Source organism: Acinetobacter baretiae (assembly GCF_015627105.1).
Classification (GTDB): Bacteria; Pseudomonadota; Gammaproteobacteria; order Pseudomonadales; family Moraxellaceae; genus Acinetobacter; species Acinetobacter baretiae.
Genome location: NZ_VTDM01000005.1, coordinates 1 through 26,175, shown reverse-complemented (window position 1 = coordinate 26,175; position 26,175 = coordinate 1). Strand labels below are relative to the sequence as shown.

The following is a 26,175-nucleotide window of genomic DNA, read 5'->3' as shown; positions in this document are numbered from 1 at the left end:
TTGCCGTGCCGATTATAACCTATATACGAAACTGTTATGTTATTTATCCAACAAAATGTTATCTTTAACTTAATTATCATTATAAATCGTGAATAAATTTAATAGGCGAAGGGTCATGGTAGATCGTACATTAGGTAGAATTTTTATTCTCATTGGCTTAGCACTTCTAGGTTGGTTGCTTTTTATACTTAAACCTGTTGTGATTCCTTTTGTTGCTGCATTTTTTATTGCATATTTGTTTAGTGGTTTAGTCAATAAGTTAACACGAATCGGACTACCTCGGTGGTTATCAACCACATTGGTTTTTTTAGGTATTGGTGTCGGTTTAGTTTTAGCCGTTTGGTATATTATTCCATTGGCGTGGAAGCAAATTGTCTATGCTAGAGATAGTATTCCGGGCGTGATTTATTGGGTAAATCATACGGCTTTGCCTTGGATCACACACACTTTTAAACTAGAACCGATGGCGATTAATGCAAATCAAATTTCTGATACTTTAATGCAGTATATCCAAACCAATTATAGTGTAGACAGTATTCAATCTCTATTATTACGCTTGGCGCAATCGGGGTTAAATTTTATTCAACTTGGCGGTACAGTCGTTCTTATTCCAATTATTTCATTTTACTTTTTATTAGATTGGCAACGTATGCTTCAGCAGATGCATCGTTTGATTCCTCGACCATATGAAAAACTCACTTTGCAAATCGTTTCTGAGTGTCATGCTGTATTGCGTGCTTTTGTTAAAGGCCAATTTTTAGTGATGATTTTACTAGGTACAGTATATGCCGTGGGATTACAGTTAATTGGTTTAGAGGTTGGTTTAATTATTGGTATGGTGGCAGGCCTTGCAAGCATTATTCCATATCTTGGTTTTGCAGTGGGTATTATTTCTGCGGTGGCTGCGACATTTTTTCAGTTTGGTTTAGATTGGACACAATTATTACTGGTCGGTGTGGTCTTTATGATTGGCCAAGCGATAGAAGGTTATGTGTTACAGCCATTTCTATTAGGTGATAAAATAGGCTTGTCACCTGTTGCTGTGGTCTTTGCGGTCTTGGCAGGGGCACAACTTGGTGGTATTTTAGGAATGTTGATTGCACTTCCTGTTGCTGCTGTAATCGTGGTTTTACTTAAACATATCCGTGATTTTTATGAAAATTCTAACCTGTATGGTGAACGGTATGGGTTAAACGATTTAGATGATACACAAGCTGTGAAAGTTCAGTCAGAGCATCTCGATGTAGATATTAAGGTCAAAACATCTGAGCAACCGAAGCAACATGCCGACCAAGATGAAAAATAGTTATGCGACAATTACAATTACATATTGAACCACAACTCGATGCATGCATCAGTGATTTTTCTGGCCCAAGTTGGGCTGGAGTCGTTGATGTTATTCGTCAGTTGCATAGTGGTTTAGTTGATCGTTTATACGTATACGGTGAAGCAGGAACAGGAAAAAGTCATTTATTATCTGCGATTTGTGATTTATATTTAGAAACAGGACGAACAGCCATACAAGTTTCTTTATTGGAATTGTTAGATGCACCGATTGAGGCTTTAAGTGCTTTAGAGCATTATGACTTGGTCGCTTTAGATGATATTGAGGCGATTAGTGGTGTTATTGGCTGGCAAAAAGCGATTTTTCACTTAATTAATCATCATCATGAGTTTAGTGGTCAACTTATTTTTTCATCTAGAGAAGCGCCTATTTCTCTTAAATTACAATTACCTGATTTACAGTCAAGATTAACTCAAGCGGTAAGTGTTCGATTGCCAAATGGGAGTTTACATGCCGACCGTGTTGCACTGGTCGAGTCTGTGCTTTCACGCCGTGGAGTGGTCTTAGACCCACAAATTATTGATTATTTGTTAGATTATGGGCCATACCAAACCTCGTTGTTATTACAAATGCTAGATCGACTAGAAGGGGTTTTACGCGGTGAAAAAACAAAATTATCGACTGCAACACTAAAACAAATTTATGCACTAATAGATGAATATAAACAAGCTTAATGAACTTACATAAACCATGAAGAATGATGCGGTGAAATCATTTAATTGTTCATACAGTTAATCTTACTAAAGCCTTATTTGGTAATTTTTACGTGTATGTGGTTTTGAGTGATTTGACGATACAACTACAACTACATATTAGAACATCAAATAAATGGCATTTAAGGTGTACCAATAACACATTTAAGCTTTTATATCTTTAATAGAGAAGCTTAAATGTGTCTTGATGATAATAAGATATTAAAAATACTTATTCATGATTAAGATGCTTTATAAGAAATATTGGCTTATGGCATAGTCGGTGTATATTTTTCGATATATTGCTGCCGAATTTGGTCACGTTCTTCTTTTGTTTTCGCTTGTTCGATTTGATCTCTGAGTTGCAAGCGCTGCTGTGTATTCATATGTTGCCAAGCTAAACGTAGGCGTTGTTGTTCTTCTTCAGAAAGTTGAGTAAACCATTCCATTTTTTGTTGAAGTATAGTTCGTTGTTGTTCAGGAATATCTTTTAAGTTTTGATAATGTTGCAATAACACTTGTTGTTGAGTGGCACTTAATTCACTCCAATCGTCACTATTGGTTACATTTGATTGTGAAAGATGAGAAGAAAACGGCCAAAAACCTGCAAAACTTGTTTGCAAAAAAGCAGCACTGATGATGGCAAGAGTAATTTTTTTAACTTCCATGACGAGGCACATTTTCTCCAAAAACCATAACCATTTCTAAATCTTCAACCATTTGTGGAGAAAGTTTATCTGAAGTGGCCATCACGGTTTGTGTGGTTTCATCATTTTTATTCATAAACTGTAAAATGTTTGGTGTGATAGCAACACTCGCTAGCACGGCTGCAAAGGCAAGACTTGTGACTTTCCATACTTGTTTTTTAGGTTTTTTACGATCTTGAATATGCTCAAGCACATGTGAAATCACCTGTGGTGTGCTTGGGTGTTGATCTGCCAGAGCGTTTAATTTCTTTGTTATTTTTTGCTCAAATAGATTTTTACTCATCTGTCATACCTTGATTTTGATGATATGGATTCAAATGGCTCAACATGTGTTGTAGAGCTTGTGTTGCGCGGTGGTAATGTGTTTTTACGCTACCTTCGCTACATTGCATAATTTCTGCAGTTGTTTTGGTGTCAAAACCTTCCCATGCTCTGAGCATAAATGCTTGTTGTTGCCGTGTTGGTAGTTTTTCAATGGCCTGTTTAATATCATTGATTGTAGTGTATTGACTAATGAGTTCTGCAGGGTCGATGTGGTAATCATCTACGATGTGTTCTTCGATTGGATCATCGTCAAACTCAGCATATTTTTTTTTGAAAAATGAAAAGGGTATAGCTGTTCGTTGTTCTTTGCGTTTCCAATCATAAAGTTTATTATTTAAGATGGTATAAAAAAGAGCATACCACTCTTGGGTAGATTTGAGCGCATAAGATTTATAAAGTGAAATAAAAGCTTCTTGTACTAAATCCATCGCAACATCTGGATTTTTTGTTGCAGACTCCATCATAATTAAAGCACGGCCGCTGACATCTTGCATAAATGCACTGAGGCGCTGCTCACGACTTGTCACCAATGTATGCCTGCTATGTGCTTGCGTATTTTTGGGTACTAGATCCATGGATATTAATAATCCTGCCATCGAATACCTACCTTTAACCATTGTTTATGACTATAACGTACAATGGTTAAATTCGGTTGACATCATATATCACTTTTTTATGTCATACGCTAAAAATGATCGTGATTATAGGCGCTGTCTGACCATTTCAAAAAAGCAAATGGAACCTGCAATCGCCACATTAAGTGATTCTTGTCCGCCCGGCTGAGGGATGGTGAGTGCTTGTGCATGAGCCAAGGCGTACTCTGATATTCCTTGACCTTCATTACCTAAAATCCAAACACACGGCGTTGTCAGGTTTTTTTCGTACAATGAATGAGATTGATGAGAGCTGGTTGCGTAAATTGGAATTTGAAACTGTGGTAAGACGTTGGTTAAGTCTACACGTTCAAAACAACATACAGAAAAATGAGCGCCCATACCCGCACGTAAAACACGAGGAGACCAAAGTGATGCAACAGCTGGTGTACAAATCACTTGTTTAATATTAGCAGCAGCTGCAGAGCGCAATAATGTACCTACATTGCCTGGGTCTTGTACGTCATCAAGGATTAACGTGTCGATATTGTAGTTGATCGTTTGATTGTGTCTAGGAATATCAATGACTGCTAAACACGCAAGGGTCGTGCCCAATATACTTAAACTTTTGTACAACACTTCGCTAATGATGAAAATATGGCCTGTGTGTAAAGCTTGAATATCTTGTAAATCTTGATGTTTTAAAGCAATTTCTGTTGTAAAAAAAGCATGAATTTTTTGTCCGCTTTGTAACCAAGCAAGACAAGTATGCGTACTTTCTAAAACGGTTTGCTGTTGCTTTTTTCGGTAATTGTTTTGTTCAATGAGTGCACGTAGGTGCTTAATCTTTGGGTTGTCTTTCGACTCGAGGTAAATTATAGACATGTTCATCGCCAAAAAAGTACAAAACGTTTTGTTTTGTACTAGGGTGGTAAATTGTGAGAAAGGATTAATGGTAGCTTTTTAAAAGCTCAATTTCATCACTTGCTCCTAAAATGACAGGCACGCGCTGATGTAAACCAGTAGGCTCTATGTCCATAATACGTTCACGGCCTGTGGTAGATTCACCACCTGCTTGTTCAATGAGCATACTCATTGGATTGGCTTCATACATGAGGCGTAAACGACCTGGCTTACCTGGGTTTTTTAGGTCGAATGGGTACATAAAGACCCCACCACGGCTAAGAATACGGTGTATATCACCGACCATACATGCAATCCAACGCATATTGAAGTCTTTCCCTCTGACACCTGTTTTGCCATCAAGAAGTTCTGAGATATAGCGTTGAACGGGTTTTTCCCAATGTCTATGATTTGATGAGTTAATCGCAAATTCTTGTGTTTGACGTGGGATCGTAATATTTTCTTGAGTGAGTACAAACGCTTTTACGTCAATATCGTACGTAAATAAAATAACACCTGCACCAAAGGTAAGTGCGAGCATGGTTGATGGGCCATACATGACATAGCCTGCGGCAACTTGGTTTGTACCAGGTTGCATAAAGTCTTCGGCTTGAGTGACTTTATTTTTTGAAGGAAGAACAGAAAAAATACTACCGACACACATGTTAATATCAATGTTGCTCGATCCATCAAGTGGGTCAAATAACACCAAATATTCACCGTTGGTTTGAGCTGGTAAAAATTCTTCGAGTTCTTCTGAGGCAAAACCACCAACATGAGGGTGTTTTTGTAATGCATTGATGAATTGTTCATTGGAAAAAATATCTAAATTTTTCTGAGTTTCACCTTGCACATTTTCATGTTCAGCACTGCCCAAAATTCCTGCAATTGCACCTTGTTGTAGATTGTAGTCAATAATATGACAGCAGGTAGCAATAGCATTAATTACCTCAGCGAGTTCGGTTGGTATTTTTCCCGTTTGTTGTTGTAAGTATTGGGACAAGGTGGTGTTCGACATAACAAGAGGCTCCGAAAAGTACAGTTTTTTCTTAGCAGAATAGTGAGCTGATGTTTTATAGATAAAACGTGATCGTGTAAAGTTTTTATAACGATGAACAGGCATGTTTGTTCTATGAGTGCTTACAATACGCTAAGAACGTGCTATGTTTATTATATAACAAGTTTGACTGTAAGGTGGCACAGATGACAACAAAAAACTTTGATGAAATGCCCACAGCAACAGAATCATTAGATATCAGTGAGATTTCTGAAGAATCAAGTAGGCAAGCTTGGGCCGACTACGAGATAAATAACCCTCAATACAAACAATATAATAAACATGATTTAATTGAAGCATTGCAATCTTGCGAAAAGATGACTTTATTAAAGTGAGGGATAAAAAAAGATGCTCTATTTATAGAGCATCTTTTTGAACGATTAAGGAAGAAGTAGTGGTGGCACCGCTTCATAATTAATTTCTACACGGCGATTTTCAGCCCATGCTTCAGGAGTGTGCGCTGAATTAACAGGCATTTCTTTACCGTAGCTAATGGCTTCAAGTTGGTTAGATTGAACACCAATAGAAATCAAGTAACTTTGAACTGCTTTTGCACGTCTTTCACCGAGCGCCATGTTGTATTCACGTGTACCTCTTTCATCTGTATGGCCTGCTAAAGCTACATGTGAATTTGGATTGGCTTGTAAAAACTGTGCATGAGCTTGAAGTGTTTGATAATCTGTTTGAGAAATTGAGCTACTATCATAGTCGAAATGTACAACACGATTGGCTAAAAAGGCTTTATTTTCTGCAGTTACTCCTTTAGAAGAAGCCCCTTTTAAGTTTTTAGCATCGAGGGCTGCATCATCGCTTAATCCATTGGTATTTACTGCCATAGGTGTTTGTGTTTGACTTTCTGCCATAGGTGTAACCGTTTGTGTGGCAGGTTTACGTGTTGCACAGCCTGTAAATACTAGTGCTGACATGATGCACGGTACAATGAGGTACTTTGTATTCATTTGGTGACTCCAATCATCTTATTTAGGGGCCCAAGCAGGTTCACGGACTTCACCTTGTTCGCTTGGCAAGTTCATTTTAAATTGTCCATTGAGTGATACGATCGATAATAGGCCACGATTTCCTTCTTGTGTGGCATATACAACCATCTGCCCATTTGGAGAAAAGCTTGGAGATTCATCGAGTGTCGTGGGTGTGATTACACTATATACGCCAGAGTTGAGATCTTGTATGGCAATTTTGAAGCTACTTCCACTTTGACGACTGACCATTGCAAGTTTGCGCCCATCTGCACTTAGCGTACTGCGTGCATTAAATGTTCCTCTAAACGTGAGGCGCTGAACAGTGGCATTATCAAATGTATAGCGATATATTTGTGGTGAACCGCCACGGTCAGAAGTGAAAATAAATGATTTACCATCAGGTGCATATCTTGCTTCTGTATCTATTGCGGTATCTTTAGTCAGACGTTCAATTTGACGAGTTTCTAAGTTCATTTGGTAAATGTCAGGGTTGCCATCCATAGAGCCTGTAAATAGCATGGATTTACCATCGGGTGAAAAGCTAGGTGCGCCATTTAGTCCCGGATAACTGGTGAGAACTTGTCTTTGACCTGTAGACAAATCTTGTAAATAAATACGTGGGCGTTTGCTTTCAAATGAAACATACCCAATAGATTTTCCGTCAGGTGTCCATGTTGGAGATAAGATCGGGTAGTGTGATGCAAGTACTGTAATTGGTCTTTCCCCATCTGTATCGGCCACTTGTAGGGTATAGCGTTGATCTGGCACATTGGGGTTACGTAAGACGTAAGCAATTTTCCCACTAAAACTTCCCTGTATGCCTGTGAGTGCCTGATAAATTGCATCGCTAATGGTGTGACCTGCTTGGCGTATTCTCGATACAGGTGCGGTTAATACCTCATTGAGTAGAAATTGTTTTTTTTCTACGTCAAATAATTGGTAATGAATTTGATAACTATTTGGGTCAGGTTGGCTTACTTTACCCACCACAACGTAAGGTACACTTGCATTGGCCCAACTATTTGCATCAATGCTATTGAGTGTAGAGGTGGCTGGTAGATTTTTTGATGCACTCGTAAATTTTCCTGAGTGGTTGAGGTCACTTTCTACAATAGTATAAATTTTTTCATCACTATCGAATGGAACAATCGCAATTTTAGGTGCACTTGCATCTGGTGACTTTGCAATTTCTAACTGTAATTGAGCCTGTGCCGAGGTTGCAATGATTGAGCTACATGATAGTGCCAATAGAATTGCTGTTAAATGTTTACGGTTCATTTCCATAATTATTTTCACGTATAACAAAGGTTAAACATAGGCCAAAATAGCATGATAATGCGTACTAATTTAACCTAGATGGTTTGAGTAAAGTGTTACTGTGCTGTAAATGTTGCATTAAAATTTTGTGCTTCACGCCGTGCATCTGGATCCGATGGCATTGGATACGGTGCTGCTTGTCTGATGGCCGCTTCAACACTGGCTTTTACGTCTGGATCATTTGATGTGACTAATACTGATGCGACTTGTCCTGAGCTAGTTAGGGTGACACGTACATTGGCTTTTTTACCATGAGTACCAGGAGGAACATCCCAAGATCTTTCTATTTTTTTGGTAAATTGGTTTTTTGCATCTGATGCAATTCGTTTTGCTTCCGCTTTTTTATTTGCAGCTTCTTCGGCTTCAGCTTTTTGCTTCGCCTCGGCATCAGCCTGCCGTTTTGCTTCTGCTTCCGCTTTTTGTTTTGCAAGATTGGCTTGTTTTTTAGCCTCAGCATCAGCATGGCGTTTTTCTTCTGCTTCTGCTTTTTGCTTTGCGAGATTAGCTTGTTTTTTAGCCTCAGCATCAGCATGGCGTTTTTCTTCCGCTTCTGCTTTTTGCTTTGCAAGATTAGCTTGTTTTTTAGCCTCAGCATCAGCCTGCCGTTTTTCTTCCGCTTCTGCTTTTTGCTTTGCAAGATTGGCTTGTTTTTTAGCCTCTACATCAGCATGGCGTTTTTCTTCCGCTTCTGCTTTTTGCTTTGCAAGATTGGCTTGTTTTTTAGCCTCGGCATCAGCTTGACGCTTTTCTTCAGCCTCTGCTTTTTGCTTTGCGAGATTGGCTTGTTTTTTAGCCTCGGCATCAGCTTGACGTTTTTCTTCAGCCTCTGCTTTTTGTTTTGCAAGATTGGCTTGTTTTTTAGCCTCGGCATCAGCTTGGCGTTTTTCTTCCGCCTCTGCTTTTTGTTTTGCGAGACTAGCTTGTTTTTTAGCCTCAGCATCAGCTTGACGCTTTTCTTCAGCCTCTGCTTTTTGCTTTGCGAGATTGGCTTGTTTTTTAGCCTCGGCATCAGCATGGCGTTTTTCTTCAGCCTCTGCTTTTTGCTTTGCGAGACTCGCTTGTTTTTTAGCCTCGGCATCAGCATGGCGTTTTTCTTCCGCCTCTGCTTTTTGTTTTGCGAGACTCGCTTGTTTTTTAGCCTCGGCATCAGCATGGCGTTTTTCTTCCGCCTCTGCTTTTTGTTTTGCAAGGTTAGCTTGTTTTTTAGCCTCTGCATCAGCTTGACGTTTTTCTTCCGCCTCTGCTTTTTGCTTTGCGAGACTCGCTTGTTTTTTAGCCTCTGCATCAGCATGGCGTTTTTCTTCCGCTTCTGCTTTTTGCTTTGCAAGGTTGGCTTGTTGGGTTGCTGCGAGTGCTAAACTTTCCGTCATGACTTGATTTTGACTTTCAGGTGACTGTTCAGGTGTTATTGGTGTATTTCCCGAGGTATTGTCGGGGAGTGTAACTTGATCTGTACTGACTAAAAAAGTTTTAATTTCTTGTGGTGGCTTTGGGGGTGGGGTTGTACCTAAAAAGAGTAAGCCTGTAAGTGCAATAACGTGTATCCCTAGTGTAAAACCAAGGGCTTTGAAATGGTCTTGATGAACATTATGCGGTTGAAATTTTTTCATACACTACTTAACAGGGTCTGTCAGTAAACCGACTTGGGTTAGGCCAGCACCTTGTAAAGATGCCATGAGTGCTACAACGTCACCATAAGGTCTCGATTGTGCGCCATTGATTAATACAGTCAGCTGTTGTTGCTGACTTTGCTCATTCGCTAAAGCTGTTTTTAAAGATTCAAGTGACATTTTTTGGTTTTTATATTGAGCATATTGTAAAAAATATTCTCCTTGATCATTTAAACTAACAATCGCAGGTGGAGACTTTGCCTCAAAGGGTTGTGAACTCGCCTTTGGTAGGTCAACTTTTATACTACTTGTAATCATAGGCGCTGTTACCATAAAAATAACCAAAAGCACCAACATTACATCGATATACGGAACGACATTCATATCACTTTTGAGTGGTTTTTTGATACGAGAGAAACGTCCTGAACGCTGTATGGCCATTATTCACTATCCTTTGTCGCTTCTATGGACTGGCGCTGTAATACAGTAATCATTTCTTCTGCAAAAAGTGCACGATCTGAGTAGATGGCCTCACTTTTTGTACTAAAACGGTTAAATGCAAGTACAGAAGGAATGGCAGCAAACAGTCCTATGGCTGTTGCAATCAGTGCTTCTGCAATCCCTGGAGCAACGGTTGCAAGTGTGACTTGCTCCACGGCTGACAGACCAATAAATGCATTCATAATGCCCCATACTGTACCAAATAGACCAATATATGGGGCAACTGAACCAATACTTGCTAAGCCACTGAGCCCATGTTCTAAACGACTTTGATCTCTTGAAAGTCCAACATGAAGTATGCGTTCTGTACCATCTATTTTTTGAGCAATTGTACTTGTGTTTTTTTGTAATTTGGTAAATTCAAGGTATGCATCATAAAAAATATCTTCAAGGCCATGGCGTGTTGAATTGAGCTGTGCATTGTGAAATAGAGTATTAATCTCAGCACCAGACCAAAAGATTTTTTGAAAGTGTTCATCTTGTTTTAGGGCTTTATTGAACCCCATAGATAATTTTGCAATCACATACCAACTATAAAGTGATGCAAATAACAAAATGAGCATCACAGCTTGAACAACAGGGCTTGCTTGTAAAATAAGATCACTGATGTGTAATGATGTTGGATTAGAAGTTGTCATAATATAAGCTTAGTTCGGTATCACTGATGGCTGAGAGATGGCTTTTATTTCTTGAGGGAGTCTGCAAGGTGCCATGTTGGCATTTAAACATGCTAATTCAACCTCGCCTGTAGCAAGCAAGATTTCACCACGATAAATATCTTGTTGCAATACTAAAGATGCACTTTTACAACAAATAACTTGTACACTTACATGTATAAGATCATCCATCAAAATTGGTTTTACATATTTAATATTTAGGCGATGCACCACAAAACTATAACTTTTTTGATGCCAATAATGTGCAACACCTGATGCTCTGAGCCATTCGGTACGTGCACGCTCCATATAGCGTATGTGATTAGCATGATACACAATGCCTCCTGCATCAGTGTCTTCAATGTATATACGTACTGGAAACCAAAATGTCTTGTTGTTGTTTTTACTAAGTTGTGACATACATAACCTATGTTTTGATCAAATTGTTCACGAAAGCGAAAGTAGTGAATCGTAATCATATGTGATTTATAGAGTATTACAGCAAAAAAAAAGTCTCTAGAATCACTATTTTAAAGTGCATATTGTAAAGATAACTGTAAAAAATAACTACTTTTTAGTGGAGAAAATACTTGAGGTAATGGAAGTATAGTGAAACCATCTAGTTGTTCATACAGTTCATACAGTTCATACAGTTCATACAGTTCATACAGTTCATACAGTTCATACAGTTCATACAGTTCATACAGTTCATACAGTTCATACAGTTCATACAGTTCATACAGTTCATACAGTTCATCCTATTAAAGCCTTATGTCGCTGTATTTATTAATTTTTACTTGTATGTAGTTTTGAGTGGTTTAACTATACATATGTGTATTTGATGTTTAACCGATGAAAAATTTAAGTTAAATGAAGCTTGAATGGGCTAGGTGAAAATCGATGAATCATCATGAGTAGATATGCATTAAATTTGAGGATGTATTTGTTTGAAAGGTTTTATGGATACTTATTCTGAGTGATGAGGTGTTTTGTAATCATCAAACTGCTGTAGTTTAAAACGTTCATTGGTGACGTGTTTGACGACATTAAACTACAGGTTTTGTACTTTTGATTTAATGAATAGGCCTTTCAGGTGGCGTCAAATCAAATTGTAAATAGGCCATATTGGTTGCAATACGTCCTCTTGCTGTGCGCATAACATAACCTTGTTGTATCAGATATGGTTCAATGACATCTTCAAGTGTACCACTGTCTTCAGCCATTGCTGCTGCGAGTGCTTCAACGCCTGCAGGGCCACCATCAAACCTTTCTATGAGCATGCTTAAGTAACGACGATCTAGTGTATCTAACCCTGAACGGTCTACATTGAGCATATCGAGAGCCAATTGAGCAATTTCTTGAGTGATTTCTCCTGTGCCTTTGACTTGAGCATAGTCTCGTGCTCGACGTAATAAACGATTGGCAATACGCGGTGTACCTCGTGAACGTTGAGCAATCTCTTTGGCACCCGCCTGTGTGGTCGGTACGTCCATAAGTCGTGCTGAGCGTTCGATAATAAATGTTAGATCGGCTACAGAATAAAATTCAAGTCTTTGAACAATACCAAATCGATCACGCAAAGGAGAGGTGAGTAGTCCTGCACGTGTTGTGGCTGCAACCAAAGTAAATTGAGGTAAATCTAACTTAATTGAGCGTGCAGCTGGCCCTTCACCAATCATAATGTCTAATTGATAGTCTTCCATTGCTGGATACAAAATTTCTTCAATGACAGGCGAAAGGCGATGGATTTCATCAATAAATAATACATCGCCTTCTTCTAAGTTGGTGAGCAAAGCTGCTAAATCTCCTGCACGTTCAAGTACAGGGCCTGAAGTCGACTTTAGACCACCTCCCATTTCTTTGGCAATAATATTAGCCAATGTGGTTTTTCCTAATCCCGGTGGGCCAAAAATGAGTGTGTGATCTAGTGCTTCTCCACGACCTCGTGCTGCACCAATGAAGATTTCCATTTGTTCTCTAACCACGGGCTGACCAATGTAATCAACCAATGCTGTTGGTCGAATGGCTCGGTCAATTTGGTCTTCTGGCTTTTCAAAGCCACTTATCATTCTATCTTGCATGGTTTATTATTTCATCATTGATTTGAGTGCGGCACGAATCATATCGGACACTTCAGTATGTTGATCTTTTACAGTGGCAATCACTTTTTTGGCTTCAATCGGTTTATACCCAAGTGACTGTAGAGCAGCTTCTGCTTCAGCAACTGCTGTGTGTGCTAAGAAAGGTGATGTTGTTTCTGCATTGTTTGCTGTTAATGGTATAGCACTGTGGTGTTGTAGTGATTTAATTCGATCTCTTAAATCAATCATGAGTCGTTCAGCTGTTTTTTTGCCTACACCTGGTACTTTGGTTAAGGTGTTGATGTCATCATGTTCCACGGTCTGTATGAGTAAATCTACACTGAGGGTAGATAAAATACCAAGAGCCATTTTAGGCCCAACACCTGTAACTTTTAGTAATGTACGAAATAGTGTTTTTTCACGTGCTTCTGAAAATCCGTATAGTAATTGAGCGTCTTCTCTTACGGCAAGATGAGTCCAAAGTGTGGTCGTTTGTCCTTTTTGTAGCTGGCAAAAAGTAGATAGGGGAGTATCTACTTCATACCCTACACCATGTACCAAAAGGAGTACGGTAGGAGCTTCAAGTGCGACTACTTCGCCAGTTAAGCAACCAATCATGAGGTGTCCTTGTTATCTGTAAGTCGGTCGTTGACCTTGTAAAATTTGTGCAATGTCGTAGGCTTGATGGTCTGAAAATTTGCCGACAATATCTAAAACCTGCATAATATTTTCATAGTGGCTCAGACCAAAATGAATTCCATATTGTTGTAAAATGGTCATAAGTTTTTGGTCTTTAAAACTCATTTGATGCGCAGGATCTGTCAGCGGGATAAATGCATCTAAGATATGTTGCAAACTCATGTGTGCAACAATCTCTAAATCCATTTTCTGTCGGTGTGCAAAAATTTTATCTCTTGCCAAATTTTTAGCAGTTTGAATGCCCTGAGAAATATCTGATGGACAGTATTGTAGGAGTGAGCCTTTAAATTGTCCTAGCAAAATATCTGCTTGGTATTTAGCAAAAGTGGTTGCAACTTCATCGACTAATCTTTTCATTGCTCGTCCACGTAAGGCAGAAATTTTTTGTTGCCATGTTGTCCATGTGAGCGAAATCTCGGGTGGAATGCTATAGTCTGCAATTAATTGAATGAAAATGGGCTCAACTTCTTCATAATTGAGCATGTTTAAACTCATTGCATCTTCAAGGTCAATGAGTGCATAACAAATGTCATCAGCTGCTTCAAGTAAATAGGTAAGAGGATGACGACAATAATGAGATGGACCAAGCTCAATTAACCCAAGTTGATCTGCAATGTTCTCTAAAATATGTTTTTCACTTTGATAACAGCCAAATTTATGTCTTTTATAGGCAGGTTGTGTATCGTCATTGGCAATGATCTGTGAAAGCCATGGGTATTTAAGATATGTACCTAATGTGGCAAAAGTCAGACGCATGCCGCCATCTTCAGGATGGTCATCAATACGTGTAATGAGTCTTAACCCTTGAGCATTGCCTTCAAACTGTCTGACATCTGCTTGTTCTTCGGGACTGAGTTGGTCAAGTATTCCTTGTTGGGCAGCATGATCAAACCATTCACGAATGGCATATTCACCTGCATGTCCAAATGGTGGGTTTCCAATGTCATGTGCTAAACATGCCGCTTGAATAATGGCGCCGACATCTGTGGGATCAATCCATGAGGGCAAATCATCTTTGATTTTTTCTGCAGCCAACATGCCTAAGGAACGACCAATACAAGACACTTCAAGAGAATGTGTGAGGCGTGTATGCACACCATCGTTTTGGGTTAATGGATGCACTTGTGTTTTTCGATTGAGTTGCCTAAAACTTTGTGAAAATACAATGCGGTCATAGTCTTTATGAAAAGGGCTTCTGCCGAGTTCATTACGACTTTTTTTACTTCCTAGTCGAATTGCAGAAAGTAGTTCTAGCCAGCGCATTTCTTTCATTAATGTTAAGAAGTTCCTGTAGTGGTATGCACATCATGCCAAAAAAAAACATGATTCTCTAGTCACTTGCGTCAAAATTTGTCGTAGTGATGCATTGTTGTATGATTTGATTGTATTTTAAGGCTGTGTTTTTCTCATGAGGAAATAAACCTGAAGATTTCAACGTTTATAATGCCTGATTAAGTTTGATTTAAGTTTTGGTTTTTATTATACAAAACATAGGGATTATGCTGTAATTTCCTATTTTTGGGCCATACTCCTACTGACAGAGTATGGCTTTTTTTTTGCCTTTAAATATACCCTTTTTAAGAAAAGCGTTATATTTGAATGAATGGAGTTTGCTTAAGTTACGGGCAGTTTAAGCGTTGTAACGCAGCAACACGTTGTTCAATACTTGGGTGAGTTTGGAATAAAGCACTTAAACTGAAACCGCCTTGCTCTTTACCTTCTGTAATGGCCAGCGCTTTCATTTCTTTTGGCATTTGATCAGGTAGTTCATGTTCTGCTTGTAAGCGAAGTAGAGCTGAGATCATGGCTTGTTTACCTGCAAGTTGTGCACCTGCTTCATCTGCACGATATTCACGGTAGCGTGAAAACCACATCACAACAGCACTTGCTAATATACCAAAGACAATATCTAGAACCATAGTAATGATAAAGTAGGCAATACCAGGTGCTTCGCCATCTTCTCTGCCGAATAAATTACGGTCAATGAAGTCACCAACAACACGTGCAAAGAACATAACAAAGGTGTTGACAACGCCTTGTACTAACGACAATGTGACCATGTCACCATTAGCAACGTGACCGATTTCATGTGCGAGTACTGCACGTAATTCATTTTGATTCATGCGCTCAAGTAAACCACTAGAGACGGCAACTAAAGCATCATTTTTGTTCCAACCTGTTGCAAATGCATTAGATTGATATGATGGAAATATACCGACTTCTGGCATTTTAATACCAGCACGTTGCGACAGATCACTCACCATTTGCAGTAAAACCATTTCTGCTTGGTTACGTGGCGCATTAGGGTTAATAAGCTCTGTACCTGTGGTTTTTTTAGCCATCCATTTTGACATGAATAACGATATAAAAGAGCCAACCATACCAAACACAAAACAGACAACCAGCAAGTTACCTAACTTTAGACCGCCTGCGCCGTGATAACTCCCGACACCTAAAACTGACAAAATAAGACCAGCGACAACTAGTACCGCGAGGTTGGTTAGCAAGAACAAACCAATCCGCATCATTGAGTAGATCCTCTATAATAGAAAAAGAAGTGATTGTATTTTGAATACAATGAACCTTAGTATTTACTATGTGGCTTGATTTTTTAAATTTCAAGCGCTATTTGTTGAATTTTTGAATATTCTACAGCAATCGTGCCTGAAGTTCACTGTTGAACAAGTACTTCAGTAAATGTGCCGTCAGCTGTCTGAACAATTTTTTTCCGATAAAGGGTATTGTGCACAGTTTGTGGGTTGGTTTTGATCGGATTGGTTGTTGTAGAAGAAGTGTGGTTTGTTAGGCTTAACTGATTTTGATACAGATTGTGGTAACGACTTAACACACGCTCAACATAGTTTTGAGTTTCTCTAAATGGTGGAATTCCACCATATTTATTAACATTACCTGCACCTGCATTGTAAGCGGCAAGTGCTAAGCGTGTATTACCATTAAACTGTTTAAGTAGTAAAGCAATATACTTGGCACCTGCATGAATATTTTCTTCTGGATTAAAACTATCTGAGACATTAAGGTGTTTTGCTGTTGCGGGCATCAATTGCATGAGTCCTTGCGCCCCTACGGGTGATTTTGCATAGATATTAAAGCTAGATTCTGTATGCATAATGGCTTTAATTAATCCTTCTGGAACACCATGCCTTTGTGCTGCATTTATAATGATTTGATCGAACGTGTTTTTGTTTTTACTAAAACTAGGTAGAACAGAGGCCTCATTTTTGCCCCAATTTTTATAATTATGAATATTACTGTCTGGGTAGTAGGTGACAGTGACTTTTTGAAACTGTTTGTTGGTTTGCACTTGGTTTGTAAAAAGTACTTCTCCATTGGCATCTTTATAGGTGTAAATATTGACTGCGCTGACCGATGTTGGTGCGTAGATATCATGTGCTGCAAGCAAAAGCATGATCACGTGATGTTTTTTCAATAGGAGCAATATTCGATAGAGAGGTTGATTAATGCTTTTATCAATTTAAAAAACGAAAAGCAAGTAAAATATGGCAGAGCGAGAAATTAATGATGAGTAAGACCTGATCGATGTTTGTGGTCTTACTCGTCATCAACACGGTGCTGTGGTGGTGTGTTAGCTTATTTGTTGTTGGCGAATCCCCGTTGTTGTTTTAGGTTTAATGTTGGTCTGTTCTTTGGGCTTTCCCCCAGACGGTCTTTCATTGTATAGCTTAAGTATAATCACAACAATGGCAAGTACTGCTGTGAGTCCATTGGCAGTCATGACAGGAATGTCATTCATTTTGTAACCGTAGAACGTCCAACTTGTCACACCAAAAAACAGTGTCGCATACATCCCTAAAGATACGCCTTTGGTGTCTTTTTGGCGAATCATGTGAATGACTTGTAATGAAAATGAACCTGTTGTGACCCATGCAGCCAATGTGCCTAGTGCAACAGGCCAACGATAAAGTGCAGCAACAGAAATGGATACAGCAATTAAAGTTGCAATTACAATATAAATATTTTTTCGATACTGTTTAGTCATCACTTTTTCCTTATTTGTTTTGTCCGTCATTCGACGAGGTTAAACGAGTGAGTAGTTTTGATGAGCTCGGTGTAAAAAGCTGGATCTTCAGTGAGTGAACCAAACAGACCAGCATGTGTTGCAAAAGCTGTAATAGGGTCTGAGTGCTGAAAAACTTGATCGATTGCAATGTCATTGAGTGCGCTGTCTTGGTATTCAAAAGACAGTTGGTTTTGTTGGTTGCGTTGCAAAAAGTAAAAATATGAAGCAACAAGCTGAAGTGCATATTTGGGATTTTTACCTTGTATTAAGCAATCTTTAATCGTAGGTAAAATAAAACCACGTAATTTAGAAATACTGTCAGAGGCAACCCTAGCTACAGTGTCTTTCACATATGGGCTACTGAAGCGATCTAAGATAGTTTTACATTCAACATTGGTGTTGATGTCAATCTGATGATGATGTAATGCATCTTTTACATCGTGCTTTGCATAATTTGTGAGTGTTTCACAAATAGAAGGAGCTAATGTTTCATGGATGAAAGTATGTTTATGAAGTGCTCCATACCAAGCTAAACCACTGTGACTTGCATTGAGCAATCGGATTTTAGCCTCTTCGTAGGGTAGGACATCATCTACAAATTCAACACCAACTTTAGAAAGCTGAGGGTGATCATTGACAAAGTCTTTTTCCAAAACCCATCTTGTATAATGCTCACAACTAATAGGTACAGCATCTGATTGATCTTGTTGTGCTTGTACTCTTTCAATACTTTGATCATTGACCTTTGGGGTAATACGGTCAACCATGCTGTTTGGGGCAGATGTAAATTCTTCAATCCAAGCTAAAAGTTCTGTATTTCCTTTGGCTTGAACAAAGTCATTTAAACCTTTGGCAAAGCTATCGCCATTACTACGTAAGTTATCACAACATAGTAAAGTGACCGGGCCACTTTGGTTTTTCATGCGTAAAGCGAGAATGTCATACAAAACGCCATACAGCGTTTGGATTTCGCCTGTTGCAGAAAGATCATTTTGAATCGCGGGATGTTCTAAGTCGAGGTTATTATCTTCTTTAAGAAAATAACCACCTTCGGTTACAGTAAAAGAAATGATTTTTGTCTTTGGGTTGGCACCCACATTAACAGTTGATTGAAGTCTGTGATCCCAAAGTAATATTTGGTCGAGACATTCTATGGTTTCATAGTTGAAATCGCCAGAGGGTGAGATGATTTCGAGGGTATAGGTCCCATTTTGTTGTTGCAGTTGTTTTAATGTGTCTTGTGATGAGCTATTGCGAATATTCGCTAAACTCACATGCCATGGATGATTTCCTTTTTGATTTAATTGATTTAAATAATATGCTTGGTGTGCTCTGAAAAACGCGCTTGCGCCTAAATGTAGCCAAATATTTTCAGAGTTTGGTTCAATGGTTTGCCTACTCAAACTTACTCCTTCCTCTATAGAGGTTTTTTTTGATCATATTTTTAGCTTAGCATTAACTCTCCAAAAATAAAAAAAAGCATTGACAATTTATGCTGTTTTCATCACAAATTTATGGACTTTTGGCGTAGATTACCTCGGTATTTTATATTTATTAAAAAAATGACTGTTTATACAAAACATTGTTTTATAGGCAAAAAAAAATATTTTTATTTATTTATTTGTCTTATTTGAAACTTGATTAGATTTTGTAACAATTTAGACGTATTTTTTTTAGTGATTGCTATTTTTTCCTAAATCAAGTTGTTACATATTGTAAATAATTGATCTAATCAATATTTTTGTTTTTTTCAAAAAATAAAAAATTATTTTTCATTTTTTTGTCTTGACTTAACTAAGATATTGTTTTTTATGTATTTATTTTGTAGGTTAAAAAATAACCAAACCAATTGAAAGCCTTGTGCTACTTATGATTAGTTTTGTCAAGATGGTGACAATCCACAGGTTTATCCACAGTATTTGTGGACAACTGATTTTAGTCAAAGCGTTTAGAGGGATTGCAATCAAAATTGCTCAATTATGGACATATTTTATGCTGAAAAAGCATTTTTACTGTGCAATTGTGTTGATCTGATCATAAGCTGTAAGTGTGTAAAAGGTAAATTGAAATATCTTATATAATTCATCGATAAGATAGATGCGAATCATTGAAGAATCATATAAAATTATCTCTTAATTTTTTCAAATGGTTTGTGTCGTCTATGTACTCTCCAATTGAGTCCAATCAAGGATTTAATTTTAAGCCTGATTTGCCAACGAGTTCATCGTATTATCGGTTATTAAAAAAACTGCGTAGGCAGGTAGGTCATGCCATTCGTGATTTCAAGATGATTGAAGATGGCGATAAGGTCATGGTGTGTATTTCTGGTGGTAAAGACAGTTATACGTTACTTGACATTTTATTGCAGTTTAAGCGTATTGCACCTATCCATTTTGACGTTGTGGCTGTAAATTTGGACCAAAAACAACCTGGATTTCCAGAGGATGTTTTACCAAAATATTTGGAAGAAAATAATATCCCTTACTATATTTTAGAAAAAGACACTTATAGTATTACAAAAAAATTGACGCCTGAAGGTAAAACGTACTGTGCAGTATGTTCTCGTCTTCGCCGTGGGTCATTGTATGGGTTCGCGCAAGAAATTGGAGCAACAAAAGTGGCTTTGGGTCATCATCGTGATGATATTCTTGCAACGTTCTTTTTAAATTTATTTCATGGTGGTAGTTTAAAGGCAATGCCTCCTAAGCTGTTATCTTCAGATAAAAAGAATATTCTCATTCGTCCATTGGCATATGTGGAAGAAAAAGACATTATTAAATATGCAAACATGCGTAAGTTTCCAATTATTCCATGTAATTTATGTGGTTCTCAAGAAAACTTACAACGTGCCATGCTTAATGATATGCTTCGTGAATGGGATAAAGTTCATCCTAAACGTTTACATAGTATTTTTGGTGCTTTACAAAATGTTGCACCATCGCAACTCGCTGATCGTGAGCTTTTTGATTTCGAAAAGCTAGACGAGCAAAGAGAGTTTGATTTAAAAAATTCAGATGCAGATAAAAATAAGCTAGATGTTGTTAATCTAGGCTATATGGCTTAATCAAATGTAGAGTGTTGTATAGTTCTTTAGGTGTTGCACCCTTTATCGCAATTTTTAGTGAGGTGTAAGCCGTCAATCTTTGTGTGTATTTTTAGATTGATATGTGAATCTCATTATGACCATAGTTGTCGTGAAAAACTTAAATAAATGAAAGGAAATAATATGCCTGTATTTTTAACAGAGGAGTGGTTCACTCAAGTTGAAACGCTAACGGCTCAAGCAGGAGATTTAAATTTGTCGCCTGCATTGCAAAACTTAGTCATTAATTTGATTGTATCTGACTCAGAAGCAGGCGTGAAAGAGCTTTCTTTGGCTGCGGGGAAGTTACATAAAGGTCTTTCTGAGCAAGCAAGAACAACACTAACGATGAATGCTGAAACATTAAGAAAAGTGTTTCTAGAGTTCGATATGACTGCGGCTATGCAAGCATTTATGACAGGGAAAATTAAAGTGCAAGGGGATATGTCTCAGCTTATGGCTTTACAAACTGCAAAACCAACGCCTGCACAAAAACAATTATTTCATAATATTTTGGCACATACTACTTTATAGCTTCATCTGTTGCCTGAGTTTTGCACATATTTTTTTAAGTGTGAAATGAAAGTGATTATAATCCTTCTATTGTAAACAGAATGATCTTTTACAGTGGAAGGATTTTTTTATAGGTCATTTAAAAATTGGATGTTATTTAGTCGTACTTTAGTATTGGCAAAATAAAAATAAATGTTGTATGTAAGCCATTTCTATTTTGATAGAAACAGAATAATCATTTACTCATTTTATAAATCTAAAATGCATTTAAACGTCTGAATAAAAGCGTAGTGTTGGGGGTATTTTAAAAAATGATCCATGGTGTTAGCGGTCATATCTATCATAATCACTTTAAACTGTATTACAAAAATAAATAGATGTTCTATTGTTTGAGGTAGATTGAGATATAGAAAAATTCCCACGTACCATCTTCTTATTGATTAAGAGGCTTTAGCGCTGTTATACGTGCGATTTTGAAGCTATTAGAGGCGCTCTTTACGATGATAAATATTTTTAGTGCTCACATGCTATTATTTCATGACATTTATTGCTGTAAAGTGACTATGTAAACATGATAAATGTTAAACACTATGTTGTATGAATATTCAAACGTGTATTGATATGTTCAAGTGGAATAGTGAGTGCTGTATTTATAAATTCATGTTGAAAATCAAATGAAGTAATTTGGATGTGATCATACGATCATGTCATTCATTATGAGTGAACATCTCAGTAAACGGTATTTGAGAGAGACTTTATAGACGGGCAACAGAAGGATCGCTTTGATTTACAGGATCTCTATTTCAATATAATTTGAAATGGAGATCCTGTGTTTATCACACTTCTATGGTACTGCTGTCATTACTTTGAATATGTTCGATATATGCTCTTATACGCGTTACATATTGTACAGCTTGTTTATATTTACCATTTGATGCTTGGTGAGTTTGCATATAACTATAGATATTAATCCATTCATTTGGATTTTTACCTAATTTAGACACTTTTGTTTGTACATTGGCTAATGCACCTGGGCCCATGTTGTATGCAACTAACGCGTACCATGCACGATCTGGGTACGAGATGTCTTCATACTGCTCTAAAAGGTGATCCAGATATTTCGCTCCACCTTGTATGCTTTGTTGAGGATTATTTCGATCTGTAACTCCCATGGCTTTTGCAGTATTGTTAGTGAGCATCATCAAGCCTCTCACACCTGTTGGTGAAACTGAGTTCGGTTTGAGATATGATTCTTGATAGCCCATAGCTGCAAGAAATTGCCAGTCCATATTGTATTTTTGTGCTTCTCTTTTAAAGCTTGCTCGGTAAATTGGCATGCGCTTTTTAAGATCTTGCTCAATAATTTCCCAAGAGTTTTCATCCACAGTGTTGTGATTGTAAAAAGATGCTAATTGATCAATGTATCCATTGTCGTTGGCTTTACATGTGAAACCTGTGGCTGTTTGAGCCAGTGGATCGGTGGCACTACTGACCACAAGATTAATATTACTTGAAAGGCCATGTTTTTCAAGTGAGTTTAAGTTCCCACAGGTGGCCGAGAAGAAGTTTAAACTCTTCTTTTCTATAGCTTGCATAGATGCATTGGTCAAAGCCATATTTGCTTTACCTTCTGCAACAAGCTGAAGCGCAGTTGTGTCATCTGCAACAATTTTAAAATCTAATTGTACATTTAGACTCTTCGCATAATTTCGCATTAGGTCATAACCAAATCCATGTAAACTTTGGCCATTGTTAAACACAGTATTTGGGCTTTTGACAGAGACCACAGTCAGCCGATTATTGTTCATGACATCTACATATTGATTCATTTCTTTTTTAGAACTAATCGCATGTAGCTGTAGTAAGGGCAGCATCGCAAGTGCTGTAACGATTGATACGCGAACGGGTAATTTGTTTGTTTTACATGTAAGGCGCAAACGCCTTGCTAAAACAGATAACGTATTTTGCATAGTGACTCCACGACAGAGAATAACCACCCAATGAAGCTAAAAGACAGGTGTCTAATGCTTGCGTAAGTTGCTAAAGTGTTGAGGGGGTAGTCATGTTTGCTATGTCTATAGCAAGAATTAAAGTTGGGATTTATATTGCGTTAAAAGTAGTCAAATTACTTATACAACAATATAGGTGGAAAAATAGCCATGTTGTGATGTTGGGTGCATAATAATGTGCTGAATATTAAAAGTCAAACTTGACTTTTTAATAAAAATATTTATTTTATTTTTAATCTAGATGTTCTTACAATTTTTTTTGATTAAACTCAGGTGTTTAATTTAATTTTTCTATGGATAAAAAGACGTAAATTTTTTTACTTTTAATCTTCATTTTAGATGTTCCTTTGTTTATTAAATATACGTTTTAAACTTGATTAGGAGGATGTTGCAGTGATTCTTTTGATCATTTGCTAGATATGATGACATCTTTTTGCTGTTTTTTTGTCCTTTTAGGTGATGCCAAGACATAAAACATTTGCAATATCGTCATTTTGTTTATATGATTGCGCACATTGGAAGCGTGGCAGAGCGGTTTAATGCACCGGTCTTGAAAACCGACGAGGGTTTACCCCCTCCGTGAGTTCGAATCTCACCGCTTCCGCCAAATATGTAGTTTTAAAAAGGCCACCTTTTATTGAGGTGGCCTTTTTTTATTGAGGCAAATCAAACCATAGTACATGACTATCTTTAGACATCGCTGTCATTTGATTTTCTGTGGTAAATGCCAGTGCATCTCCAGGGTTTAGGATCTGTTGCCCAATTTTAATTTGCCCTGAAATAACATGTACATAATTGACATCATGCTGTCTTTCAAGCTCAAGAGTTTGATCTTGATCTAAAAATGCTGTTTTTACTTCAGCGGACTGACGAATATGCATTAATGCATTGTCTTCAGGGCCTGCTATAACATGCCATTGGTTAGGTTGTGTTTTAGGGTCAAGTGAGACTTGCTGATAGTTCGGTTTTGCATTTCTAATATTGGGGTGAATCCAAATCTGAAATAGGTGTACGGGCGTGTCGTTTTGATTTACTTCACTATGTTCAACCCCTGTTCCTGCACTCATAAGTTGCCATTCACCAGCATGAATTTGACCATGGTTACCCATACTGTCTTTGTGGGTAATTGCACCTGATACAACGTAGGTTAGAATTTCCATATTGTCGTGGGGGTGTGTACCAAAACCACGGTGTGCAGCGATGGTATCATCATTAATGACTCGTAAAGCACCAATTCCCATGAAGCGTCTGTCATGCCATTGGCCGAATGAGAAACTGTGATAAGTGTTGAGCCAGTCCGTATGTACATGCCCACGATTTTGATGATGATGTAAATAAGTGTTCATTGTTTTGCCTTGTTTTGCAGAATATATTTATTATTTTATTGTTTTAAATTTATATTTAAATAACGAATTTGGAATGTAATGTTTTACAAGTAGAACAATGATGTGTGAAAAAAGCCTTTGTAGGGTAATTCCATACAAAGGCTTTTGATATATTATTTCTCAATACCAAATTTATACACGGTTGTACTGTGATATGTTTGATCTGGATTCAGACGGGTAGATGGAAAACTATTTTTATTTGGGCTATCTGGGAAATGTTGTGTTTCTAAAGCTAATGCATCAGCTTGTCGGTATAAAACCCCATCTCGACCCATGACATTACCATGTAAGTGATTGGCTGTGTAAAATTGTATACTTGGTTCTGTTGTCAAAACTTCTAAAGTACGTTTAGACTGAGGGTCTAGCACTTTGGCCGCCAATTGAGGGAGGTGGGATGCACTTTTATTTAACACCCAAGTTTGATCATATCCATAACCATATGCCAATTGCTGATTGTTTTTACGAATATCTTTTGCAACAGTTTTTAATGCAGTGAAGTCAAATGGTGTGTCTTTAACAGTAATATATTGGCCTGTAGGCAGTGAGTTCTTATCGACTTCTAAAATACGATCTGCATGTATTTGTACAGCGTGATTTAAAATACCATAAGGCGTATTCTTTACACCTGCTAAGTTAAAGTAACTATGATTGGTTAAGTTGATAACTGTCGGTTGATCGGTATTGGCTTTGTACTCAATTTTAAATTCGTTTTGGTCAGATAAGCTATAAATGACTTCAATATCGAGTTTTCCAGGAAAACCCTGATCACCATTTGGGCTTGTTAATGTTAATGCAGCTTTTACAGTATCTCCTTGAGTAACAAGAGGTTTTACTCCCCATACGCGTTTGTCATAGCCAAGTGACCCACCATGTAGGGTGTTTGGTGCATTGTTTTTTTCAAGTTGATAAGTTTTACCATCTAAATTAAATTGACCTTGACCAATACGGTTAGCATATCTACCAATCAGTGATCCAAAGTGAATACCTTCTTGGGTGTCTGTTACTTCGTATCCATGTAAATTATCAAAGCCGAGTACAATATTTTCTTTATTGCCTTGTGCATCAGGTGTAATCATTTGTGTAATAACAGCACCAAAATCAATAAATGATACTGAAACGCCTTTGTTGTTGGTCATCGTGTATTTAGTTATTTTTTGACCGTTTTGGGTTGTGCCATAAGGTTGGCTAGTGAGTGTTGCAGCATGACTAAGGGTTCCAATCGCCATAGCAATAATACCTATATATAGTTGATGTCTAGCTTTCATTGAATCGTCCTTTGATTCGGTTGTCTATTTTATTTATGTTGCAAATATTTCTATATTTGACATTATTATTGTACTTAAAAGGTAAGGCATAGCATGAGTGCGTGTATTGAATATGTGTAAGCAATAACGTATTTTTATGTCAGCATGACACCATTAAAATAATTAGGAGTGAATTTTATTCATTTGATTAATTACTGATTCAAGAAGGTAAGTTTCTATATAGTCAAACAATCAAAAATATAAGACAATATAAAAATGAGTTATTCAGAACATTTTAGACGAAAAGTGATAGCGAAGCTTGAGGAAGGATATTCCATACGAGCGGTCTCTGCACAATTTGAAATTGATAAAAATACAATTTTGAGTTGGAAAAAACGAATTGAGGTTAAAAGAACCCGTCCACGGAAACCTTTTAAA

At 37.6% G+C, this 26,175-nt stretch carries 27 protein-coding genes and 1 tRNA gene; 7 read left to right on the top strand and 21 right to left on the bottom strand.

Annotation, left to right across the window (positions count from 1 at the left end; all coding sequences use genetic code 11):
* The first annotated feature begins 115 nt into the window (after positions 1 to 115).
* A complete protein-coding gene (gene cxpE / locus I2F17_RS02425; protein ID WP_211139008.1) occupies positions 116 to 1,306 on the top strand; it encodes a chloramphenicol efflux transporter CxpE in 1,191 nt (396 codons plus the stop codon).
* Positions 1,307 to 1,308: 2 nt separating this feature from the next.
* On the top strand, positions 1,309 to 2,019 hold the full coding sequence (locus I2F17_RS02420) for a DnaA ATPase domain-containing protein (protein WP_196422014.1): 711 nt from the start codon (positions 1,309 to 1,311) through the stop codon (positions 2,017 to 2,019).
* A gap of 287 nt (positions 2,020 to 2,306) precedes the next feature.
* Here I2F17_RS02420 and I2F17_RS02415 read toward each other — a convergent pair whose 3' ends face one another.
* The 5 genes from I2F17_RS02415 to I2F17_RS02395 form a co-directional block, all read right to left on the bottom strand.
* Positions 2,307 to 2,705 carry a DUF3106 domain-containing protein gene (locus tag I2F17_RS02415; protein ID WP_211139007.1) on the bottom strand — a complete coding sequence of 133 codons (399 nt, stop codon included), beginning with the start codon at positions 2,703 to 2,705 and terminating at the stop codon, positions 2,307 to 2,309.
* Entirely contained in the window at positions 2,695 to 3,027 is a 333-nt protein-coding gene (locus tag I2F17_RS02410) for a hypothetical protein (protein WP_196422024.1), read from the bottom strand. The genes I2F17_RS02415 and I2F17_RS02410 overlap by 11 nt, the downstream gene beginning before the upstream one ends.
* Positions 3,020 to 3,643 carry an RNA polymerase sigma factor gene (locus I2F17_RS02405; RefSeq protein ID WP_235985041.1) on the bottom strand — a complete coding sequence of 208 codons (624 nt, stop codon included), beginning with the start codon at positions 3,641 to 3,643 and terminating at the stop codon, positions 3,020 to 3,022. Before I2F17_RS02405 ends, I2F17_RS02410 begins: the two co-directional genes overlap by 8 nt.
* Before the next feature lie 126 nt (positions 3,644 to 3,769).
* Positions 3,770 to 4,546 carry a TrmH family RNA methyltransferase gene (locus I2F17_RS02400; protein ID WP_196422026.1) on the bottom strand — a complete coding sequence of 259 codons (777 nt, stop codon included), beginning with the start codon at positions 4,544 to 4,546 and terminating at the stop codon, positions 3,770 to 3,772.
* Between the two features lie 64 nt (positions 4,547 to 4,610).
* Complete coding sequence (locus tag I2F17_RS02395) at positions 4,611 to 5,582, bottom strand: class 1 fructose-bisphosphatase (RefSeq protein ID WP_196422027.1); 972 nt, start codon at positions 5,580 to 5,582, stop codon at positions 4,611 to 4,613.
* A gap of 185 nt (positions 5,583 to 5,767) precedes the next feature.
* On the opposite strand from I2F17_RS02395, the gene I2F17_RS02390 reads away from it, so the two are divergent.
* Positions 5,768 to 5,956 carry an NF038105 family protein gene (locus I2F17_RS02390; RefSeq protein WP_196422028.1) on the top strand — a complete coding sequence of 63 codons (189 nt, stop codon included), beginning with the start codon at positions 5,768 to 5,770 and terminating at the stop codon, positions 5,954 to 5,956.
* A 45-nt stretch (positions 5,957 to 6,001) separates the two neighbouring features.
* Here I2F17_RS02390 and pal read toward each other — a convergent pair whose 3' ends face one another.
* From pal to I2F17_RS02325, 13 genes are all read right to left on the bottom strand, one after another.
* On the bottom strand, positions 6,002 to 6,580 hold the full coding sequence (gene pal, locus I2F17_RS02385; protein ID WP_211139005.1) for a peptidoglycan-associated lipoprotein Pal: 579 nt from the start codon (positions 6,578 to 6,580) through the stop codon (positions 6,002 to 6,004).
* A gap of 18 nt (positions 6,581 to 6,598) precedes the next feature.
* On the bottom strand, positions 6,599 to 7,885 hold the full coding sequence (tolB, locus tag I2F17_RS02380; protein WP_211139004.1) for a Tol-Pal system beta propeller repeat protein TolB: 1,287 nt from the start codon (positions 7,883 to 7,885) through the stop codon (positions 6,599 to 6,601).
* 89 nt (positions 7,886 to 7,974) lie between these two features.
* Positions 7,975 to 9,528, bottom strand: coding sequence for a cell envelope integrity protein TolA (tolA, locus tag I2F17_RS02375; RefSeq protein ID WP_211139003.1), 1,554 nt, complete (start codon positions 9,526 to 9,528; stop codon positions 7,975 to 7,977).
* Between the two features lie 3 nt (positions 9,529 to 9,531).
* Positions 9,532 to 9,969, bottom strand: coding sequence for a protein TolR (gene tolR / locus I2F17_RS02370; RefSeq protein WP_196422032.1), 438 nt, complete (start codon positions 9,967 to 9,969; stop codon positions 9,532 to 9,534).
* Positions 9,969 to 10,667 carry a protein TolQ gene (gene tolQ / locus I2F17_RS02365; protein ID WP_196422033.1) on the bottom strand — a complete coding sequence of 233 codons (699 nt, stop codon included), beginning with the start codon at positions 10,665 to 10,667 and terminating at the stop codon, positions 9,969 to 9,971. The genes tolR and tolQ overlap by 1 nt, the downstream gene beginning before the upstream one ends.
* Positions 10,668 to 10,676: 9 nt before the next feature.
* A complete protein-coding gene (ybgC, locus tag I2F17_RS02360) occupies positions 10,677 to 11,105 on the bottom strand; it encodes a tol-pal system-associated acyl-CoA thioesterase (protein WP_196422034.1) in 429 nt (142 codons plus the stop codon).
* A gap of 653 nt (positions 11,106 to 11,758) precedes the next feature.
* Positions 11,759 to 12,766 carry a Holliday junction branch migration DNA helicase RuvB gene (gene ruvB / locus I2F17_RS02355; protein WP_196422035.1) on the bottom strand — a complete coding sequence of 336 codons (1,008 nt, stop codon included), beginning with the start codon at positions 12,764 to 12,766 and terminating at the stop codon, positions 11,759 to 11,761.
* 6 nt (positions 12,767 to 12,772) lie between these two features.
* Positions 12,773 to 13,384, bottom strand: a complete 612-nt coding sequence (gene ruvA, locus I2F17_RS02350; protein ID WP_196422036.1) for a Holliday junction branch migration protein RuvA — start codon at positions 13,382 to 13,384, stop codon at positions 12,773 to 12,775.
* A gap of 12 nt (positions 13,385 to 13,396) precedes the next feature.
* Positions 13,397 to 14,737 carry a deoxyguanosinetriphosphate triphosphohydrolase gene (locus tag I2F17_RS02345; protein ID WP_211139002.1) on the bottom strand — a complete coding sequence of 447 codons (1,341 nt, stop codon included), beginning with the start codon at positions 14,735 to 14,737 and terminating at the stop codon, positions 13,397 to 13,399.
* A gap of 347 nt (positions 14,738 to 15,084) precedes the next feature.
* A complete protein-coding gene (htpX, locus tag I2F17_RS02340; protein WP_196422038.1) occupies positions 15,085 to 15,993 on the bottom strand; it encodes a protease HtpX in 909 nt (302 codons plus the stop codon).
* 143 nt (positions 15,994 to 16,136) lie between these two features.
* Positions 16,137 to 16,892 (bottom strand): transglycosylase SLT domain-containing protein, encoded by a 756-nt coding sequence (locus I2F17_RS02335; RefSeq protein WP_196422039.1) that lies wholly within the window; start codon positions 16,890 to 16,892, stop codon positions 16,137 to 16,139.
* A gap of 177 nt (positions 16,893 to 17,069) precedes the next feature.
* Positions 17,070 to 17,483, bottom strand: coding sequence for a SemiSWEET family sugar transporter (locus I2F17_RS02330; RefSeq protein WP_211139001.1), 414 nt, complete (start codon positions 17,481 to 17,483; stop codon positions 17,070 to 17,072).
* Positions 17,484 to 17,509: 26 nt separating this feature from the next.
* Positions 17,510 to 18,907: a mannitol dehydrogenase family protein gene (locus I2F17_RS02325; protein ID WP_211139000.1), complete on the bottom strand. Its 1,398-nt coding sequence runs from the start codon at positions 18,905 to 18,907 to the stop codon at positions 17,510 to 17,512.
* A gap of 758 nt (positions 18,908 to 19,665) precedes the next feature.
* Between I2F17_RS02325 and ttcA the strand changes: the two genes are divergently transcribed.
* Together ttcA and I2F17_RS02315 are read left to right on the top strand one after the other, a co-directional pair.
* Positions 19,666 to 20,568: a tRNA 2-thiocytidine(32) synthetase TtcA gene (gene ttcA / locus I2F17_RS02320; RefSeq protein WP_196422042.1), complete on the top strand. Its 903-nt coding sequence runs from the start codon at positions 19,666 to 19,668 to the stop codon at positions 20,566 to 20,568.
* A gap of 162 nt (positions 20,569 to 20,730) precedes the next feature.
* Positions 20,731 to 21,120, top strand: a complete 390-nt coding sequence (locus I2F17_RS02315; RefSeq protein ID WP_196422043.1) for an SCP2 sterol-binding domain-containing protein — start codon at positions 20,731 to 20,733, stop codon at positions 21,118 to 21,120.
* A gap of 815 nt (positions 21,121 to 21,935) precedes the next feature.
* Here the strand turns inward: I2F17_RS02315 and I2F17_RS02310 are convergent.
* Positions 21,936 to 23,069, bottom strand: a complete 1,134-nt coding sequence (locus I2F17_RS02310) for a transglycosylase SLT domain-containing protein (protein WP_196422044.1) — start codon at positions 23,067 to 23,069, stop codon at positions 21,936 to 21,938.
* Positions 23,070 to 23,625: 556 nt separating this feature from the next.
* Between I2F17_RS02310 and I2F17_RS02305 the strand changes: the two genes are divergently transcribed.
* Positions 23,626 to 23,715: transfer RNA gene (locus tag I2F17_RS02305), tRNA-Ser, on the top strand.
* Positions 23,716 to 23,761: 46 nt separating this feature from the next.
* Here the strand turns inward: I2F17_RS02305 and I2F17_RS02300 are convergent.
* Both I2F17_RS02300 and I2F17_RS02295 read right to left on the bottom strand, forming a co-directional pair.
* Positions 23,762 to 24,454 carry a pirin family protein gene (locus tag I2F17_RS02300; RefSeq protein ID WP_211138999.1) on the bottom strand — a complete coding sequence of 231 codons (693 nt, stop codon included), beginning with the start codon at positions 24,452 to 24,454 and terminating at the stop codon, positions 23,762 to 23,764.
* 152 nt (positions 24,455 to 24,606) lie between these two features.
* The gene (locus tag I2F17_RS02295) at positions 24,607 to 25,758 is read right to left on the bottom strand and encodes an aldose epimerase family protein (protein WP_196422046.1); all 1,152 of its coding nucleotides are present in this window, start codon (positions 25,756 to 25,758) and stop codon (positions 24,607 to 24,609) included.
* 255 nt (positions 25,759 to 26,013) lie between these two features.
* Between I2F17_RS02295 and I2F17_RS02290 the strand changes: the two genes are divergently transcribed.
* A partial coding sequence (locus I2F17_RS02290) for a helix-turn-helix domain-containing protein (protein ID WP_196421905.1) occupies positions 26,014 to 26,175 on the top strand: 162 nt, incomplete at its 3' end.

Excerpts from the sequence above, each read along its gene's own strand:
- I2F17_RS02400 (WP_196422026.1), bottom strand. The coding sequence starts at position 4,546 with ATGTCTATAATTTACCTCGAGTCGAAAGACAACCCAAAGATTAAGCAC.
- I2F17_RS02420 (WP_196422014.1), top strand. The coding sequence starts at position 1,309 with ATGCGACAATTACAATTACATATTGAACCACAACTCGATGCATGCATC.
- tolA (WP_211139003.1), bottom strand. The coding sequence starts at position 9,528 with ATGAAAAAATTTCAACCGCATAATGTTCATCAAGACCATTTCAAAGCC.
- I2F17_RS02330 (WP_211139001.1), bottom strand. The coding sequence starts at position 17,483 with ATGACTAAACAGTATCGAAAAAATATTTATATTGTAATTGCAACTTTA.
- I2F17_RS02410 (WP_196422024.1), bottom strand. The coding sequence starts at position 3,027 with ATGAGTAAAAATCTATTTGAGCAAAAAATAACAAAGAAATTAAACGCT.
- ybgC (WP_196422034.1), bottom strand. The coding sequence starts at position 11,105 with ATGTCACAACTTAGTAAAAACAACAACAAGACATTTTGGTTTCCAGTA.
- tolQ (WP_196422033.1), bottom strand. The coding sequence starts at position 10,667 with ATGACAACTTCTAATCCAACATCATTACACATCAGTGATCTTATTTTA.
- I2F17_RS02315 (WP_196422043.1), top strand. The coding sequence starts at position 20,731 with ATGCCTGTATTTTTAACAGAGGAGTGGTTCACTCAAGTTGAAACGCTA.
- I2F17_RS02300 (WP_211138999.1), bottom strand. The coding sequence starts at position 24,454 with ATGAACACTTATTTACATCATCATCAAAATCGTGGGCATGTACATACG.
- tolB (WP_211139004.1), bottom strand. The coding sequence starts at position 7,885 with ATGGAAATGAACCGTAAACATTTAACAGCAATTCTATTGGCACTATCA.
- I2F17_RS02310 (WP_196422044.1), bottom strand. The coding sequence starts at position 23,069 with ATGCAAAATACGTTATCTGTTTTAGCAAGGCGTTTGCGCCTTACATGT.
- I2F17_RS02335 (WP_196422039.1), bottom strand. The coding sequence starts at position 16,892 with ATGCTTTTGCTTGCAGCACATGATATCTACGCACCAACATCGGTCAGC.
- I2F17_RS02295 (WP_196422046.1), bottom strand. The coding sequence starts at position 25,758 with ATGAAAGCTAGACATCAACTATATATAGGTATTATTGCTATGGCGATT.
- ruvB (WP_196422035.1), bottom strand. The coding sequence starts at position 12,766 with ATGCAAGATAGAATGATAAGTGGCTTTGAAAAGCCAGAAGACCAAATT.
- ruvA (WP_196422036.1), bottom strand. The coding sequence starts at position 13,384 with ATGATTGGTTGCTTAACTGGCGAAGTAGTCGCACTTGAAGCTCCTACC.
- I2F17_RS02405 (WP_235985041.1), bottom strand. The coding sequence starts at position 3,643 with ATGGATCTAGTACCCAAAAATACGCAAGCACATAGCAGGCATACATTG.
- tolR (WP_196422032.1), bottom strand. The coding sequence starts at position 9,969 with ATGGCCATACAGCGTTCAGGACGTTTCTCTCGTATCAAAAAACCACTC.
- cxpE (WP_211139008.1), top strand. The coding sequence starts at position 116 with ATGGTAGATCGTACATTAGGTAGAATTTTTATTCTCATTGGCTTAGCA.
- I2F17_RS02415 (WP_211139007.1), bottom strand. The coding sequence starts at position 2,705 with ATGGAAGTTAAAAAAATTACTCTTGCCATCATCAGTGCTGCTTTTTTG.
- I2F17_RS02390 (WP_196422028.1), top strand. The coding sequence starts at position 5,768 with ATGACAACAAAAAACTTTGATGAAATGCCCACAGCAACAGAATCATTA.
- pal (WP_211139005.1), bottom strand. The coding sequence starts at position 6,580 with ATGAATACAAAGTACCTCATTGTACCGTGCATCATGTCAGCACTAGTA.
- ttcA (WP_196422042.1), top strand. The coding sequence starts at position 19,666 with ATGTACTCTCCAATTGAGTCCAATCAAGGATTTAATTTTAAGCCTGAT.
- I2F17_RS02345 (WP_211139002.1), bottom strand. The coding sequence starts at position 14,737 with ATGAAAGAAATGCGCTGGCTAGAACTACTTTCTGCAATTCGACTAGGA.
- htpX (WP_196422038.1), bottom strand. The coding sequence starts at position 15,993 with ATGATGCGGATTGGTTTGTTCTTGCTAACCAACCTCGCGGTACTAGTT.
- I2F17_RS02395 (WP_196422027.1), bottom strand. The coding sequence starts at position 5,582 with ATGTCGAACACCACCTTGTCCCAATACTTACAACAACAAACGGGAAAA.